The following is a 16,354-nucleotide window of genomic DNA, read 5'->3' on the forward strand; positions in this document are numbered from 1 at the left end:
TTCGGGTTTTGTTGCGGGCGGGTGCCTCGTCGTTCGTTCTTGGCGGTCTGCTGACCAGCCAGGCCGCTCTCGCACAGGATCGTCAGCAGACGACCGAAATCGAAGAGGCAGGTGAGCCCGAGCAGGGTGCCGAGCCGACCGTCGTCGAAGAAAACGTGATCGTCGTCAGCGGGATCCGCCAGTCGCTGGCGAACGCACAGGACATCAAGCGCGACGCCGATACGGTCGTCGATGCCATCACCGCCGAGGATATCGGCGCGCTGCCCGATCGCTCCGTGACCGAAGCGCTGCAGCGCGTTCCGGGCATCGCCATCAACCGTTTCGCCGGTTCGAACGACCCCGACCACTTCTCGGTCGAAGGATCGGGCGTCACCGTCCGCGGCCTCAATTTTGTGCGTTCCGAATTTAACGGCCGCACCGCCTTTGCCGCCGGTGTCGGCGGCCAGGCGCTGAACTTTGCCGACGTTCCTTCCGAACTGCTCGGCTCTGTCATCATCAACAAGAACGCGACCGCGGAGATGATCGAGGGCGGGCTGGCCGGTACGGTCAACCTCAACACCCGCAAGCCGTTCGATCGCCCCGGATTCCACATCGGCTTCAGCGGCGAAGCGAACTACGGCGACTTCCAGAAGGAATGGACGCCGACCGGATCGCTGCTGGTCAGCAACACCTGGGATACCGAAATCGGCCGCTTCGGCATCCTCGCCAGCGGATCGTACTCCCAGATCAAGAGCCGGGCCGACGGCTTGCAGGTCGCCAACTACCAGACCCGCGACGGTACGCTGGTCCGCACGGCCAACACCACCGACCGCTTCGTCTGCCGCAATCCGCTGCCCTCGAACACCGATACGATGACGCTGCCCCCCGGCAACGCGGCCTGCGGCAACTTCGGTAGCCCGGGCGCAGACGGTTTTGCCGACTATGCCGACTACCGCGTCGCACCGATCGGCGGCCAGTTCCGCACCCAGAACTTCGACCGCAAGCGCGACGGTATCGCCGTTTCCGCGCAGTTCGAATCGATCGATCAGCGCACCTTGCTGACGGCGGAGTTCATCCGGTCGCACACGACCAACGACTGGGGCGAATACACCTACGAAACCGCACCCGACCTGACCGAGTACAACACCTATCCTATCGGCTGTCTGCAGAATGCCAACGGCCCGAGCGTGATCGACAGCAACGGCGCGGTTAACCCGGACGACGAAACCCCGCCGCGCGCGCAGTGCCCGGTCGGCCAGTTCACCGACTTCATGTATAACGATGATGGCCTGTTCCAGTCGGGCTACATCGTCGATGCGTCCAACGGCTGGCGTGGGGACCCGGGTGCATCGCCCTATGTCCCGATCGGCGGCTCGCAGTTCTCGCTCGCCCGCAGGCAGGTGTCGGACGAAGTCACCAACACCGATTACAGCCTCAACCTGCGGCACGAATTTTCGGATCGTGCGACGCTGGAACTCGACGCGCAATACGCGCGGTCGCACAAGCAGAACCTCGACTTCAGCCTCTTCGGATCGATGTTCGCCGATCAGGAACTGGATATCTCGGGCGAGTATCCGGTGTCGATCCCGCACAAGCCGCAGTTCCTGGCTTACACCTGGTCTTCCGGCGGCGACTATCTGGAAGACAATGCCACGCGGCCGATCCTGAACGACGCAACCGACGCGGAATATTTCAGCGATCCCCGGTTCCAGTTCTGGCGCGCCGCGATGGATCACGCCGAAGACAGCAAGGGTGAACAGTTCGCCTTCTCGGCCGACCTCGACTACGAATTCGACGAAGATTCCTTCATTCGCCGGGCGAAGGTCGGGGCCCGTTTCCAGGGGCGCCAGCAGGACGTCCGTTACTCCACCTACAACTGGGGCAACCTGTCCGAAGTGTGGAACGGCAGCCGCCCGGTCAACTTCGACGATACCGATCCGTCGGCAATGGTCCGCTACGAATTCCCGAACTTCTTCCGCGGCGAGACCATGGCTCCCCCGGGAGCGTTCTACTACGGTGGCGACCTGATCAACGACTACGACGGCTCGGTTGCCTTCATCCGGACCATCCAGGATCAGGCGACTGCGCTTGGCGCGTCGCTCGACTGGCAGCCGCTGGCGGCCCGCCCACAGGCGGTCGCCGGAACGCGTTTCCTGCCCAGCGAAATCCAGACGATCGATCAGGACGACTATGCGCTTTACGGCATGGTCAGCTTCGGCAGCGACGAGATGTTCGGCAATGTCCGTTTCTCGGGTAATGCCGGCCTGCGCTGGGTGAAGACCGACGTGCGTTCCGCAAGTTCGCGCGGTCCGGGCAGCCGGGACGATCTCGGGATTACCCTGCCGTTCTCCGAACGGTGCGCTCCGCGCAACCGTCCGCCGGAACTGGGTGGCGGGACCGTCGTCCCCGGCGGGATCTGTACGATCGGTGAAACAGCCTACCAGGCTTTGCAGAACTTTGCCGATGGCAGCCTGACCTACACGCAGGGCACCAACAGCTACGACTACCTGCTACCCAGCATGAACCTGAAGTTCGGCCTGACCGACGACCTGATCCTGCGTCTCGCCGGATCGAAGGTCCTCTCGCGGCCGGAAAACAGCTACATCCGCAACTACTTCACACCTACCCTCGATACAGAGGGCAACTACCTGGCGTCTGCGGGTGACCCGACGCTGTTGCCGGCGACGGCGTGGCAGTTCGACGCAAGTCTCGAATGGTACTTCGCCCGCGTGGGTTCGTTGACCCTCAACGGCTTCTACAAGGACATCGAGAACTTCTTCTATCAGCAGGTCCGCCAGGAAACGATTTCCAACGCTGCCGGGGATACCCGGACGGTGACGGTGCGCGGCCCGGCGAACTACGATGGCCACGGCAAGGTGAAGGGCTTCGAAGTTGCTTACCAGCAGACCTTCGATTTCCTTCCGGCACCGCTCGACGGGCTGGGGGTGCAGGCGAACTACACCTACATCGACAGCCAGGGCCTGCCGAACACGTTCCTGAACGGTGGCGAGGCAGTCGATCCTTCGACCGTGCCGCCGGGCAACCTGCCGCTCGAGCAGCTGTCCAAGCATAACTACAATATCGCGGGCTTCTACGAGAAGGGTCCGATCTCGCTCCGTGCAGCCTACAACTGGCGTTCGCGCTTCCTGCTGACGGCATCGGACGTGATCTACCCGTACTACTCGATCTTCAACGAGCCGACCGGCCAGCTGGACGCTTCGGTGTTCTTCAATCTCAGCGATGCGCTGAAGATTCCGGGTGGCATCCGGGTCGGGGTGCAGGGTGTGAACCTGCTGAACGAGGTGACCAAGACCTCGCAGGCCTACACCGGCGATCCCGACGTGCTGGCACCGCGTTCCTACTTCATGAACGACCGCAGGTTCTCGTTCATCATCCGCGGCAACTTCTAGCTCCCCAAGCTGGAATCTCTAAGGGCCGCCGTGCATCGCGCACGGTGGCCCTTTCTTTTTGTCGCGAGCTGGTCGCGCGGGTAGCGAATGCCCGCCTGAAGGCGTGCGGACGTGCGACATCGGGCGCCGCACGTGGCGTCGCCCGAAGCCGTCGAACTTCAGCGATCAGTAGGTGGTCAGGGAATCCGCGATGGCCGTCCGCAACGGGGTTGCGCGATAGCTGGAATCGTATGGCGTACCGCGCACTTCGAGCCCGTCTTCGCGCTTCGCATCGGCGAAACCCTGCAGCCAGTTGAACTTGTTCACCATCCCCCAGGCGAGAATGTCGTCGAGATGGGCATCGTAATCGAGCATCACATCGAAATAGCGCTCGGCAAATTCGGCCACCTTCGCATCGCGCGACGCGATATCGGCGGGTAGCGCCCGGTCCTTCACGTCGAACTCGGTGATCAGCAGGCGATAGCCCATGCCGACCACCTCATCGAGGAAGCGGCGCCAGCCGGCTTCGTCGTAAGGCCCCACGCCCGTTGCAGGATCGATGTCGAACATCTCGATATGCGACTGGATACCCAGCGCATCGACCGGGGTACCGCGCTTGCGGAAGCCTTCGAGCAGCCGCAGCACGTCGTCGCAGTGCTTCGCGTGCTGCGGCTCCCAGCTCATGTAGTCGTTATACACCAGTTGGCCTTGGGGCAGCTGTTCGCGGGCGGTGTGGAACGCGAGGTCTATGACCGCCTCCGGGCTGCCCATCGCGCGGCTGAGGCTGGTCTCGATCGTGTCGTGCCGATCGTGGTCGATCGCTTCGTTGACGACGTCGTAGCTGGTTATGACCCCGCGATAGCGATCGGTCACGGCGCGGATATGTTCGGTCAGCAGCCGCTCGGCCTCGCGCACCGGGTTCGCGCCAAAATCGAAGGTGTTGAGCCAGTCGGGGAACCACTGCGGGCGATGCCACAGCAAGGTGTGGCCACGCATCGCGAGGTCGTTTGCCTGCGCCCACGCGACGATCTGGTCCATACGGCTGAAGTCGAACCTGTCGGGCGCGGGGCGCACCGCCTGCCACTTCATCTCGTTCTCGGGCACGACGATGCCGCACTCCGCCTTCACGATCTGCGTATAGGCAGGGTTCTGGATCGAACCTGCGCCGCTGAAACCGGGCGTGGAAGCAATGGCGCTGCCGAAGCGGCGACCGCCCCTTATCGCAAGCGCATTCAGGCTGGGTGTTGCAGGACTGTTCAGCGGCGATGGAACGGCGGATGCCGGAGCGGCGAGGCCGCCTGCCATTCCCCTGCAGCCGATCAGGGGCATCGCCGCCATCCCGGCAAGCGCCGCCCGACGGCTCATGCTGAACCCGTCCATGCTCATACGATCTCCACTTCGATGCTCTTCAGCTTTGCGCTGCTGTTGCCGACCGAGAGCACCAGCGGCCCCGGTTCGTTGACCTCTTCCATTGCGCGGTTCCAGATCGCGAGCCGGCGCGGTTCGATGGTGAAACGCACGGTCCTGGCTTCACCGGGGGCGAGCGTGATCCGTTCGAACCCCTTGAGTTCGAGGACCGGCTGCGTGACCGATACATCGCTGCGCGTGAGATACAGCTGGACGACCTCGTCGCCCGCCATCGCCCCCGTGTTGCGAACCTGAGCCTCGACCACCACCGGCTCGTCCCGCGCAAAGCGCGCCTTCGCCGGGCGCGGTTCGGAAATGGCGAAGCTGGTGTAGCTGAGGCCGTGGCCGAAGGGGAACAGCGGAGCCTTGTCGTCGAACAGGTAGCCGCGCCGTGCGCTGGGCTTGTGGTTGTAGAACGAAGGCACCTGGCCTGCATTGCGCACCACCGTCACCGGCAGTTTCGCTCCCGGATTGACCTTGCCCAGCAGCGCCTCGGCCATCGCGGTGCCGCCTTCCTGCCCAGCGTACCAGCATTCGAGCACGGCATCGGCCTTGTCGATCACGTTGGGCCAGCTCGGCGGGCGGCCATTGATCGCGCACACGACCAGCGGCTTGCCAAGCGCGGCGAGCGCATCGACCAGCTCGTTCTGCTCGCCGAGGATGTCGAGATCGGTGCGGTCGCCGAGATGGTTTGTGGCGAAGCCTTCGCGGCTGGTCTGTTCGGTGTCGCCGATCGCGAGAATGATGGTGTCGGCGCTCTTGGCCACCTCCACAGCCTCGGCGATCAGGCGCAGGTTCTCGGCGCGATCCGCGAGTTCGATCAGGTCCTGCGAGCGATCCTCGCTGGTGGTGATGAACACGCCTTGCGCGGTTACGAAGTCCGCACCGGGCGCGATCTGTCGCAGCCCCTCGATCAGGCTGACGGTCTGTTTCGGCACGGAGGAATAGCCACCCAGCCGCGCAATCGCATGGTTCGGCCCGATCACCGCGACCCGGCCCATGGTGCCGGTGTCGAGGGGGAGGGCGGCGTCCTTGTTGGTCAGCAGGCAAAGCCCCTTGCGCGCCGCCTCCAGCGCCAGCGCGCGCGCCTCGGCATTGCCGGTGATGCTTTGCGCCAGCGCGGCATCGCCATAGGGGTTCTCGAACAGGCCTGCGCGAAACTTGATGGCGAGCATCCGTGCGCATGCCCGGTCGATCAGCTCGACCGGAACGCGCCCGGCCTCCACCGCCTCGGGCAGCGTGGCATAGGCCATGCCATCGGGCAGTTCGCTGTCGACGCCTGCGCGGAGCGCCTGATGCGCCGCATCTTCCGTGTCGGCGGCGACGTGGTGCAGCGTCGCCAGCTCGTGGACGCCGCCGTAATCGCTTACGATCACGCCATCGAAGCCCCACTCGCCGCGCAGCACCTGCCCCAGCAGCCAGGTGTTCGCGTGGCTCGGGATGCCGTCGATCTCGTTATAGCTCGGCATCACCGCGCCGATGCTGGTCCGCCGAACGACCTCGCGGAAGGGCGGGAAGAAGTTCTCGCGCAGATCGCGTTCGGAAAGCTGGGCGGGGGAAACGTTGTTGCCGGACTCGGGCTGCCCGTGCCCGGTCATGTGTTTGAGCGTGGCGAACACCTTGCCGTCGGCCAGCTTCTCGAACTTGCCGGGGCCTTGCAGCCCCTCGACGGCGGCAACGCCCATCTCGGCGCACAGGTACGGATCTTCGCCCCAGGTTTCCTCGATCCGGCCCCAGCGCGGATCGCGCACGATATCGACCACCGGGCTGAGCACCAGCGGCACGCCGCGCGCGCGGACCTCTCGCGCGGTTACCGACTGCACCCGGCGCATCAGGTCGGTGTCGAAAGTCCCGGCAAGCGCAATCGCCTGCGGGAACATGGTCGCGTCGGTCGCCATGTAGCCGTGCAGCGATTCTTCGTGCAGCAGCACGGGGATGCCGAGGCGGGTGTCTTCCAGCGCCCATTTCTGGAGCGCGTTGATGAAGGCGACCGTCTGCGCGGGCGTCCGCCAGCGCGCCGCCGTACCGCCCGCCGCGCCGCTGATCCCGGGCACGCCGCGCTTGTCGCTGGGGCGCGTGACGTGGCCGATCCCGTCGGGGAACGCCGCGCTCGCCTTCTCTGGGTCGAAGGCAAGTCCGTCGATCATGTCGGCCTTGCCCTGCCAGGCAGTGCGGATCTGCGCGACCTTCTCCGCCAGCGTCATCCGCGCCAGCAGGTCCGCGACGCGCGCCGCAATGGGCGCGTTCGCGTTCTGGTAGAGCGGGCCGGACTGCGCGAGCGCTGCTGCCGGGTTCTGTGCCACCGCCAACGTCGACAGGCTCCCGCCCGCGAAGAATTTGAGGGCGGTGCGGCGCCTGACATTCAAACCTGAAGCCCTCTCCCCTTCAGGGGAGAGGGTTGGGAGAGGGGATCGAGTGTCGCCCGCCCCTCTCCCTCCGCCCCTGCGGGGCTCCTCCCTCTCCCCTGAAGGGGAGAGGGCAGCAGGATCGCGCTTGCCGATGGTCACGGTACGACCGTCAGCGTGACGTCCTGCAGGTCCTGCGAATTGGGGCCGACCATGATGGTGAAGTCACCCGGTTCGATCACCCGCTCCATGTCGCGGTTCCACATCATCAGCGAGCGCGGCTCGATCGCAATGGAGACCGCGCGGCTCTCGCCCGGTTGTAGCGTCACGCGCTGGAAGCCCGACAGCTCCTTGACCGGCCGCGTTACCGAGCTGATCTCGTCGCGCAGATAGACCTGCACCACCTCGTCGCCCGCAACGTCGCCGGTATTTGTGACGGTGGTGGTGACGGTCACCGGATCGCCCGCCTTGATCGTCGAAGCCGAAAGTGTCGGCGCCGACATCTCGAAATTGGTGTAGCTGAGCCCGAAACCGAACGGGTAGAGCGGCGTCACTTCGTCGAACAGGTAGCCGCGCCGTGCGCTCGGCTTGTAGTTGTAGAAGTTGGGCAGCTGGCCGACATTGCGCGCCACGGTCACCGGCAGCTTGCCGCCGGGATTGACCTTGCCGAATAGCGCATCGGCAATCGCCGTGCCCTGCTGTTCGCCTGCATACCATGTTTCGAGGATGGCATCGGCCTCCTCCGCCAGCGTCGGATAGCTCGGCGGGCGACCGTTCATGAGGACGGCGACAATCGGCTTGCCGAGCTTTTTCAGCTCCGTGAAGAGTTCATTCTGCTCGCCCACCAGGTCGAGCGAGGTGCGGTCGCCGAGGTGGCTGTCTGCCCAGCCTTCGCGGCTGGTCTTCTCGGTATCGCCGATGAACAGCAGGATCGTGTCCGCGCTGCGTGCCGCCTCGACCGCTGCGGCGATGCGCTTGCGGTTCTCGGCAGGATCGCCCAGCTCGACCGGATCGTCCCACCAGTCGTCGTCGCCCTTGGTGATCTCGACGCCGAGCGAGTGGACGATCTTGGCGCGGTCGCCGACCAGTGCGCGGATGCCTTCCAGCGGGGTGACGCTCTTGCGCGGCTCGCCATAGTAGCCACCCAGCCGCGCGACGTCCGCATTCGGCCCGATCACCGCGATGGTGGGCTTAGCCGCACCCGCAGCGGGGAGGGCGAGCGGCAGCACGCCATCGTTCTTAAGCAGGACGAGCGATTCCTCGGCCGCCTTGCGCGCCAGCGCGACGCCCTCGGGCCCGTTGGAGGTCTTCGCCTTGGCGAGATCGGGCCAGGGATCGTCGAACAGTCCGGCGTTGAACTTCATCCGCAGGAAACGGCGCACGGCGGTGTCGAGCGTGTCCATCGACACCTTGCCTTCGCGCACGCTCGCCGCGAGCTGTTCGAACCCGTGGCCTTCGGGCAGATCGACATCGACGCCCGAGTTGATCGCGAGTTCTCCGGCGGCCTTGTAGTCGGGCACGATCTTGTGCAGCCGGGCCATGTCCTCGATCGCGTAGTAATCGCTGACCACCGCGCCCTTGAAGCCCCACTCGCCGCGCAGGATATCCTTCAGCAGCCATGCATTCGAGTGCGAGGGGATGCCGTCGATCTCGTTATAGCTCGCCATCACCGCCTCGATCGGGGTGCGGGTGACGACCTGTTCGAACGGCGGGAAGAACATCTCGCGCAGTGTGCGCTCGCTGATCTGCGCGGGGCCCACATTGGTGCCGCTTTCTGGCTGGCCGTGGCCGGTCATGTGCTTCAGCGTCGCGAGGACCTTGCCTTTGCCGAGCTTCGGGTCGGTGCCGACACCGCTCAGCCCTTCGACCGCGGCGACGCCCATTTCGCCGACCAGATAGGGGTCTTCGCCGAAGGTTTCCTCGATGCGGCCCCAGCGCGGATCGCGGGCGACGTCCACGACGGGAGAGAGCACGGAGTGCACGCCGCGCGCGCGCGTTTCCTCGGCGATCAGCGCATTGATCTCACGGATTAGCGCGGGGTCCCAGGTACTCGCGAGACCGATCGCCTGCGGGAATGCGGTTGCGTCCTTGGCGGCGAGGCCATGCAGCGATTCCTCGTGGAACAGCACGGGGATGCCGAGGCGGGTGTTCTCCATCGCCCATTTCTGAGCGTCAATGACGTACTGGATGCTGTCTTCGATGCTGCGCCGGGGGACGACGCGCGGCGAGGATGGCCCCTGCCGGTCGGACGGGCGGGCGATCTGGCCGATGCCGTTGGGATAGACCTTGCTCGCCTTGGCGGGATCGAAGACGTCGCCTTCGCCCTGGATGTCGGCTTTCGAATCCCAGACGGTAAGGATCTGCGCGACCTTTTCCTCCAGCGTCATGCGCTGCAGCAGATCCTCGACACGCTCGTCGACAGGCCGCGAGGAATCCCAATAGGGCGCGTCCGCCATCGGGCGTTCGACGTTCACCTGCTGGGCCATGGCGGGGGCTGCGACGGGGGCGGTAAGCGCCATCAGGGCGGCGCCGGCGGCAAGGCTGGCGCGGAGCATAATACGCATTGGTGGTCTCTCTCCCTCGACCGCCCTTCTTGACTGGGCGGTGCTATGTGGTAGCGCTACCATGATGAGGGTGCGAGAGGTTGTCAACCGGATAGGCGCAGTGCTGACCGCGCTGCTATGCGCGGCGCTGGCCGTCAGCCCCGCCTCGGCGGAGGACGGCTACGATTTGTGGCTGCGTTACGCGCCGCTAGAGCCCTCGCGGGCAGAACAGGTGCGCGAGGTCACCGGACCGGTCGCGATTCGGGGCGAGGCAGACGGCACCGTGGGCGCGGCTCTCGATGAACTTGAGCGTGGCCTAGGCCGGATGCTCGGCGATGATCGCGGCAGGAAGTCCATTACGCTGACGAGGATCGCCGACCTCAGCGATGGGGAGGGATGGCTTGCCGACAGTCTCGTCGGCGCGCCCGAAGGCTCCTTCGCCATTGCGGCAGACCCGCACGCAGGAACGGTCATCGTGGCACGCGAGGATATCGGTCTGCTCTACGGGGCTTTCGCGCTGCTGCGTCATCTCGCGAGCGACCGCCCCTTGCCGGAAATGGCCCGGACCTACCGACCCGCAATGCCGCTGCGACTGCTTAACCACTGGGACAATCCCGATGGCCATGTCGAACGCGGCTATGCCGGGCGCTCGATCTTCGACTGGTGGCACCTGCCCGAAAAACTCGATCCCGAGATGATCGACTACGCACGCGCCAATGCCTCGATCGGGATCAACGGAGCGGTGGTCAACAACGTCAACGCGAGCCCCCTCTTTCTGACGAAGCGCTACCTGCCCAAGCTCAAGAGGCTGGCCGACGCGTGGCGGCCCTACGGCGTCCGCTTGTATATCTCGGCGCGGTTCTCTGCGCCTAAGGATATCGGCGGGCTCGATACGGCCGACCCGCTCGATCCCGCGGTGCGTGCCTGGTGGCGGGACAAGGCGGACGAGATCTACGCCCAGATTCCGGACTTCGGCGGGTTCCTGGTCAAGGCGAATAGCGAAGGCCAGCCCGGCCCGCAGGACTATGGGCGTACCCATGCCGACGGGGCGAACATGCTCGCCGCCGCTATCGGGGACCGGGGCACGGTGATCTGGCGCGCCTTTGTCTATTCGGCTGAGGACGAGACCGACCGGGCAAAGCAGGCCTACGAGGAATTCGTGCCCCTCGACGGGCAGTTCGCCAACAACGTGATCGTACAGGTCAAGAATGGCGCAATCGACTTCCAGCCGCGCGAGCCGTTCCACCCGATCTTCGGCGCGATGCCGAATACCAGGCTGATGCTCGAAGCGCAGATCACGCGCGAGTATCTGGGGCAGGCGAGTGGCATCGCGTATCTTGCTCCGATGTGGAGCGAAGTGCTCGATGCGCAGACCGGGCGCGCGGGCACTGTCGCGCATGTGATCGCTCCGGTGGGGATGGCGGGGGTCGCCAATACGGGCTCGGATCGCAACTGGACGGGCACGCATTTCGACCAGGCAAACTGGTACGCCTTCGGTCGGCTGGCGTGGGACCCGTCACTCTCGCCCCAGCAGATCGCGCGCGAGTGGGCGGCGCAGACCTTCAGCCGCGACGAGACCTTTCTCGGCAAGGTCGTCCCGATGATGCTCGGCAGCCGGGAAGCGGTGGCAGATTACATGACCCCGCTCGGCCTCGCGCACCAGATGGCGACCGGCCACCATTACGGGCCGGGCCCGTGGGTGTGCGACCTCGCGCGGCCCGAGTGGAACCCCTGTTATTACCACGCGGCCGACAGTGAGGGGATCGGCTTCGACCGGACGGCTTACGGTTCGGACGCGCTCGCCCAATACGCGCCTGAAATTGCCAGGCAATGGGCCGATCCGGCGACGATGGACGAGCGCTATCTGCTGTGGTTCCATCACCTGGAGTGGGATCATCGAATGCAGGATGGGCGGACGCTGTGGGACGCCATGATCGCGCGCTACGATGCAGGCGTGGCCGAGGTGGATGCGATGGCGCAAACCTGGGCGCAGCTCGCGCCTTATGTCGATCCCGCGCGTCACCGCGCCGTTTCGGAAAGCCTTGCCATTCAGCAACGCGAAGCGCGCTGGTGGCGCGATGCGTCGATTGCCTACTGGCGGTCGCTCAACGGCCTGCCGCTGCCCGACGGGGTGCGCGTGCCCGAGCACGATTTGGACTATTACCGATCGCTCGAATTTCCCGAGGCACCGGGGAAATGAGGGCTCTTGCTGCCATCGCGCGCGCGGGTCTATGGACTTCGCCATGGATGTGAGGGACCCTGACAAGAAGGCCACGCGCAAGCGCGGCTCGCGGCGCGGCAATTCGGCACCGACGATCGGCGACGTCGCGCGCGAGGCGGGGTGTTCCCCGATGACGGTCAGCCGCGTCATCAACGGCGAGGGCAACGTCCGCGAAGAGACGCGCGAACAGGTGCTCGCCGCAGTCAAGAAGCTCAAATATTCGCCCAACCGCGCGGCGCGAAGCCTTGCGGGTGGTGAACAGCTTCGTATCGCGCTGATGTTCGACAACCCGTCCGCTTCCTACCTCAGCGAATTCCTGATGGGCGCGCTGGAGGAAGCTGCGCGCAACGACATCCACCTCGAAGTGCAGAGCTGCGACGACGCCGTGCAGGCCCGTCCGCTGGTCCGCAAACTGGCCGAAGGGGGAATTCGCGGCTTCATCCTGCCGCCGCCGCTATGCGATGACCAGAGCCTGCTCGACCTCGTCAGCGAACTCGATGCGATCGCCATCGCGGTCGGCCCCGGCAAGGCGACCGGTACGCATGGCGCGGTGATGATCGACGATTTCCAGGCCGCCTACGACATGACGAAGCACATCATCGATCTGGGGCACAAGCGGATCGGCTTCATCATCGGCAATCCCGAACAGGTCGCCAGCGGACGGCGGCTCAACGGCTATCGCGCAGCGATCGAGGATGCCGGGCTCGAACCGCTCGACGAACTGATCGTGCAGGGGCGCTTCACCTACCGCTCGGGCATGGCGGGGGCCGAAAAGCTGCTCGCGCTCGACCCGCGCCCGACCGCGATCTTCGCCTCGAACGACGATATGGCTGCGGCAACCGTGGCGGTGTGCCATCGCAACCACCTCGACGTGCCCAACGACATCACCGTGTGCGGTTTCGACGATACCGCGATGGCGAGTACGATCTGGCCCGAACTTACGACCATCCGCCAGCCGATCCGCGAGATGACCGCGTGGGCCGTGACCGCCATCGCGCGGATTACGCGCGCGCGCCGTTCCGGCGAGCGGCTGAAGGTCGACCAGACGCACCTGCCCTATACGCTGGTCCGCAGGGAATCCGACGCCGCGCCCAGCCTGGTGCGGTCATCGTCGAACGGGGCCAAACCCAAATGAGCAACGATACGCCGGAGCGGCGGCTGCGCAGCCGCGACTGGTTCGACAATGTCGAGCGGATGGACATGACCGCACTCTATCTCGAGCGGTTCATGAACTACGGCGTCACGCCCGAGGAACTGCGCAGCGGCAAGCCGATCATCGGCATTGCGCAATCGGGTAGCGATCTCAGCCCCTGCAACCGCATCCATATCGAACTGGCGAAGCGCACGCGCGACGGCATCCGCGATGCGGGCGGTATTCCGATCGAGTTTCCGGTCCACCCGATCTTCGAAAATTGCCGCCGTCCCACCGCCGCGCTCGATCGCAACCTGCTCTATCTCGGTCTGGTCGAGCTACTCAACGGCTATCCGATCGACGGCGTCGTGCTGACCACCGGCTGCGACAAGACCACGCCGAGCCAGATCATGGCGGCATCGACGGTCGACATTCCTGCCATCGTGCTGAGCGGTGGGCCGATGCTCGACGGCTGGCACGATGGCGAGCTGGTCGGCAGCGGCACGGTGATCTGGCGCAGCCGCCGCAAGCTGGCTGCGGGCGAGATCGACGAGGAAGAATTCCTCAACCGCGCGACCTCCAGCGCGCCCAGCGCGGGCCATTGCAATTCGATGGGCACGGCGAGCACGATGAACGCCGTCGCCGAAACGCTCGGCCTCAGCCTCACGGGCTGTGCCGCGATCCCTGCGCCCTATCGCGAGCGTGGGCAGGTCGCCTATCGCACCGGGCAGCGGATCGTGGAGATGGTGCGAGAGGATCTGAAACCCTCCGACATCCTGACGCGCGAGGCGTTCCTCAACGCCGTGGCCGCGGTCAGCGTGCTCGGCGGATCGTCCAACGCGCAGCCGCATATCCAGGCGATGGCCGCACATGCGGGTGTGCGGCTGGAACCCGGCGTGTGGCAGGATCACGGCTACGACTTGCCGCTGCTGCTCAACATGCAGCCTGCGGGGAAATATCTGGGCGAACGCTTCCACCGTGCGGGCGGCGTGCCCGCCGTGCTGTGGGAATTGCTGCAGGCGGGCAAGCTGCACGGCGATGTCCTGACCTGCACGGGCCGCACGATGGCGGAGAACCTCGCGGGCCGGGAAACGAAGGATCGCGAGATGATCCGACCCTTTGCCGATCCGCTGATGGAGAAGGCGGGCTTCCTTGTGCTGTCGGGCAACCTGTTCGACTTCGGCATCCTCAAGACGTCGGTCATCTCCGACGAATTCCGCGCCCGCTACCTCTCGCGTCCGGGCGAAGAGGGCGTGTTCGAAGCGCGCGCGATCGTGTTCGACGGGTCGGACGATTACCACCACCGGATCAACGACCCCGACCTCGACATCGACGAAGATTGCATTCTCGTCATCCGCGGATCGGGCGTGATCGGCTGGCCGGGCAGCGCCGAGGTGGTCAACATGCAGCCGCCCGACGCGCTGATCCGCGCGGGCACGCAGTGGTTGCCGACGCTGGGCGATGGCCGCCAGTCGGGCACCAGCGACAGCCCCTCGATCCTCAACATCTCGCCGGAAAGCGCCGTGGGAGGCGGGCTCGCCTGGCTGCGCACGGGCGACATCATCCGTGTCGACCTGAACGAAGGCACCTGCAACGCAGCTGTCGACGAGGCGGAGATCGAGCGGCGGCTGGCCGAAGAAAGTATTCCCGAAACGCCCACGCACAACACGCCTTGGGAAGAGCTATTCCGCGAGAAGACCGGACAGCTGGGCGAGGGCGGGGTGATGGACTTCGCGCTCAAGTACCGCGGCACGTCGAGAAAGCTGCCGCGGCACAATCACTGAGGAGCGGGTGCGCGTTCAGGCCGCCAGTCCTCGTCGATCACGCGAGCTGGAAAAGGCAGCTACTGCTGCAAAACAGATTTCCTACTTCGCGCCTCGCTGCCATCCTTCATCCGGTCTTTGAATTCGTTGGATAAGCAGCCTCGGTGGGCGGAAGGTCTTGGTTGTGGAGGTGACACGCGCGCGGAAGGTGACACTTCGCCGCGTGTATAATCCCGCAGGTCTCTGGAAAAGCTCGTTATTCGGGTTGGGCGGAGTTTTCGGTGAACCCCCGATCAGTGTGTCAGGTAAGCCCGCCGGTCTCCGCATGCGCGCGGACCAGCGCGAGCATGCCTTCGTCGCTATCGAAATTGCCGTACCAGCCCTGCGGCTCGTGCGGCGGATCGCCCATGTAGGCGAGGTCGCCGTCGCGGAAATGCGCGTCGGGGTGCTGTGCCCGTGCTTCGCCGTTCCACGCCCAGAAGTTGGAGCCCATCAGCGGGCCTCCGGCGGCCCAGCTCGCTTCGACCGCGTCGTAGATCGTGCGGTAGAACCGCTGGCGGAACTCGGTGCTGGTGTCGGGCGAATAGGTCTCCCCATCGCGCGGGAAGCCGAATTCCTCGACCAGCAGCGGTTTGCCGAGGGTGGTCGCCAGCCGCTCGTGCACATCGAGATAGGCGGCGGTCTTGCTCTTGCCGCTGGGCCAGGTGCCCGCAAGATCGTCGCCCGCAACCCAGCTCCAGTTGAGCGGCCAGATATGCGCGGTCAGGTAGTCGATGTTCCGGTGCGCGCGCAGCACCACGTCTTCCTGGCCGTTCGCGCCCTGCGTCCCCTCATGGCCGAGGCTGACGAGATGATTGGGATCGAGCGAGCGGATCAGCGCGGCGGTATCGTCGATCCAGTCGTAATAGGCATCCGCGTTGCGCGCGATCGCCGCGTCGCTGCCACCGGGGCGCGGTTCGTTGGCGAGTTGCCAGCTCATCACCGCCCGGTCTTGCGCGTAGGGCATCCCGGTCACCGAATTGGTGCGCGTCACCATCCGGCGCAGGTGGGCATTGTAGAGCGTGCGCGCCTGTTCATTGGCGTAGAATGCGGCGGTAGCATCGGCAAAGGCAGGCCACGGGTGCGCGGGGTCGCCCATGTCCATGTACTGCCCCGTGGCGCGCCACAGCAGCGTCTGCAGACCGCCCGACCATTCCCAGAAATTGGACAGGACGAGGACCGCCGTCATCCCGCGCCTGCCGATCTCCGCCATGGCGAAATCGAGCCCCTCGAACTGCGCCGCATTGGGCGTTCCGTTCGGTCCGGTGAAGCCCGGCCTGATCGAATTCTTGAGCGGCCCCTCTTCTCCGGAGGCCATGATGCGCAGGTTGTTGACGCCCATCGCCTGCAGTCGGTCGAGCTCGCGGATCAGGCGCGGACGATTGCCGTAGGGTGCATCGGCGCCGAGCCAGGCGGCGTACCACATGTTCGCGCCGACGATGCGGTAGGGCGTTTCCCCGCGCATGAGCGCGGTGCCCCTGCGTTGGACGAAGCTGCTGCGCCCTTGGGGCATGGTTGCGCAGGCAGGGAGCAGCG

At 65.5% G+C, this 16,354-nt stretch carries 8 protein-coding genes; 4 read left to right on the forward strand and 4 right to left on the reverse strand.

Features of this window, described 5'->3' with window-relative positions:
- Window positions 1-11: 11 nt before the first annotated feature.
- On the forward strand, window positions 12-3,389 hold the full coding sequence (locus AAG591_RS09345; RefSeq protein WP_342530922.1) for a TonB-dependent receptor: 3,378 nt from the start codon (window positions 12-14) through the stop codon (window positions 3,387-3,389).
- A gap of 165 nt (window positions 3,390-3,554) precedes the next feature.
- Here the strand turns inward: AAG591_RS09345 and AAG591_RS09350 are convergent, their stop codons facing one another.
- The 3 genes from AAG591_RS09350 to AAG591_RS09360 all read right to left on the reverse strand — a co-directional run bounded on the left by AAG591_RS09350 (window position 3,555) and on the right by AAG591_RS09360 (window position 9,684).
- A complete protein-coding gene (locus AAG591_RS09350; protein ID WP_342530924.1) occupies window positions 3,555-4,733 on the reverse strand; it encodes an endo-1,4-beta-xylanase in 1,179 nt (392 codons plus the stop codon).
- Between the two features lie 17 nt (window positions 4,734-4,750).
- Window positions 4,751-7,093, reverse strand: coding sequence for a glycoside hydrolase family 3 N-terminal domain-containing protein (locus AAG591_RS09355; RefSeq protein WP_342531253.1), 2,343 nt, complete (start codon window positions 7,091-7,093; stop codon window positions 4,751-4,753).
- Window positions 7,094-7,278: 185 nt separating this feature from the next.
- Complete coding sequence (locus AAG591_RS09360) at window positions 7,279-9,684, reverse strand: glycoside hydrolase family 3 N-terminal domain-containing protein (protein WP_342530925.1); 2,406 nt, start codon at window positions 9,682-9,684, stop codon at window positions 7,279-7,281.
- Window positions 9,685-9,745: 61 nt separating this feature from the next.
- On the opposite strand from AAG591_RS09360, the gene AAG591_RS09365 reads away from it, so the two are divergent.
- The 3 genes from AAG591_RS09365 to AAG591_RS09375 are packed head-to-tail and all read left to right on the forward strand — an operon-like array spanning window position 9,746 to window position 14,800.
- Window positions 9,746-11,863 (forward strand): alpha-glucuronidase family glycosyl hydrolase, encoded by a 2,118-nt coding sequence (locus AAG591_RS09365; RefSeq protein ID WP_425341645.1) that lies wholly within the window; start codon window positions 9,746-9,748, stop codon window positions 11,861-11,863.
- Window positions 11,864-11,894: 31 nt separating this feature from the next.
- Window positions 11,895-13,019: a LacI family DNA-binding transcriptional regulator gene (locus tag AAG591_RS09370; RefSeq protein WP_342530927.1), complete on the forward strand. Its 1,125-nt coding sequence runs from the start codon at window positions 11,895-11,897 to the stop codon at window positions 13,017-13,019.
- Window positions 13,016-14,800: an IlvD/Edd family dehydratase gene (locus tag AAG591_RS09375; protein WP_342530928.1), complete on the forward strand. Its 1,785-nt coding sequence runs from the start codon at window positions 13,016-13,018 to the stop codon at window positions 14,798-14,800. The genes AAG591_RS09370 and AAG591_RS09375 overlap by 4 nt, the downstream gene beginning before the upstream one ends.
- Window positions 14,801-15,080: 280 nt before the next feature.
- Here AAG591_RS09375 and AAG591_RS09380 read toward each other — a convergent pair whose 3' ends face one another.
- Window positions 15,081-16,331, reverse strand: coding sequence for a glycoside hydrolase 5 family protein (locus tag AAG591_RS09380; RefSeq protein WP_342530930.1), 1,251 nt, complete (start codon window positions 16,329-16,331; stop codon window positions 15,081-15,083).
- Between the last annotated feature and the right edge of the window lie 23 nt (window positions 16,332-16,354).

Source organism: Citromicrobium bathyomarinum (genome assembly GCF_038594485.1).
Taxonomy (GTDB): Bacteria; Pseudomonadota; Alphaproteobacteria; order Sphingomonadales; family Sphingomonadaceae; genus Alteriqipengyuania; species Alteriqipengyuania bathyomarina_A.

Excerpts from the sequence above, each read along its gene's own strand:
- AAG591_RS09375 (WP_342530928.1), top strand. The coding sequence starts at position 13,016 with ATGAGCAACGATACGCCGGAGCGGCGGCTGCGCAGCCGCGACTGGTTC.
- AAG591_RS09380 (WP_342530930.1), bottom strand. The coding sequence starts at position 16,331 with ATGCCCCAAGGGCGCAGCAGCTTCGTCCAACGCAGGGGCACCGCGCTC.
- AAG591_RS09365 (WP_425341645.1), top strand. The coding sequence starts at position 9,746 with ATGATGAGGGTGCGAGAGGTTGTCAACCGGATAGGCGCAGTGCTGACC.
- AAG591_RS09350 (WP_342530924.1), bottom strand. The coding sequence starts at position 4,733 with ATGAGCCGTCGGGCGGCGCTTGCCGGGATGGCGGCGATGCCCCTGATC.
- AAG591_RS09370 (WP_342530927.1), top strand. The coding sequence starts at position 11,895 with ATGGACTTCGCCATGGATGTGAGGGACCCTGACAAGAAGGCCACGCGC.
- AAG591_RS09360 (WP_342530925.1), bottom strand. The coding sequence starts at position 9,684 with ATGCGTATTATGCTCCGCGCCAGCCTTGCCGCCGGCGCCGCCCTGATG.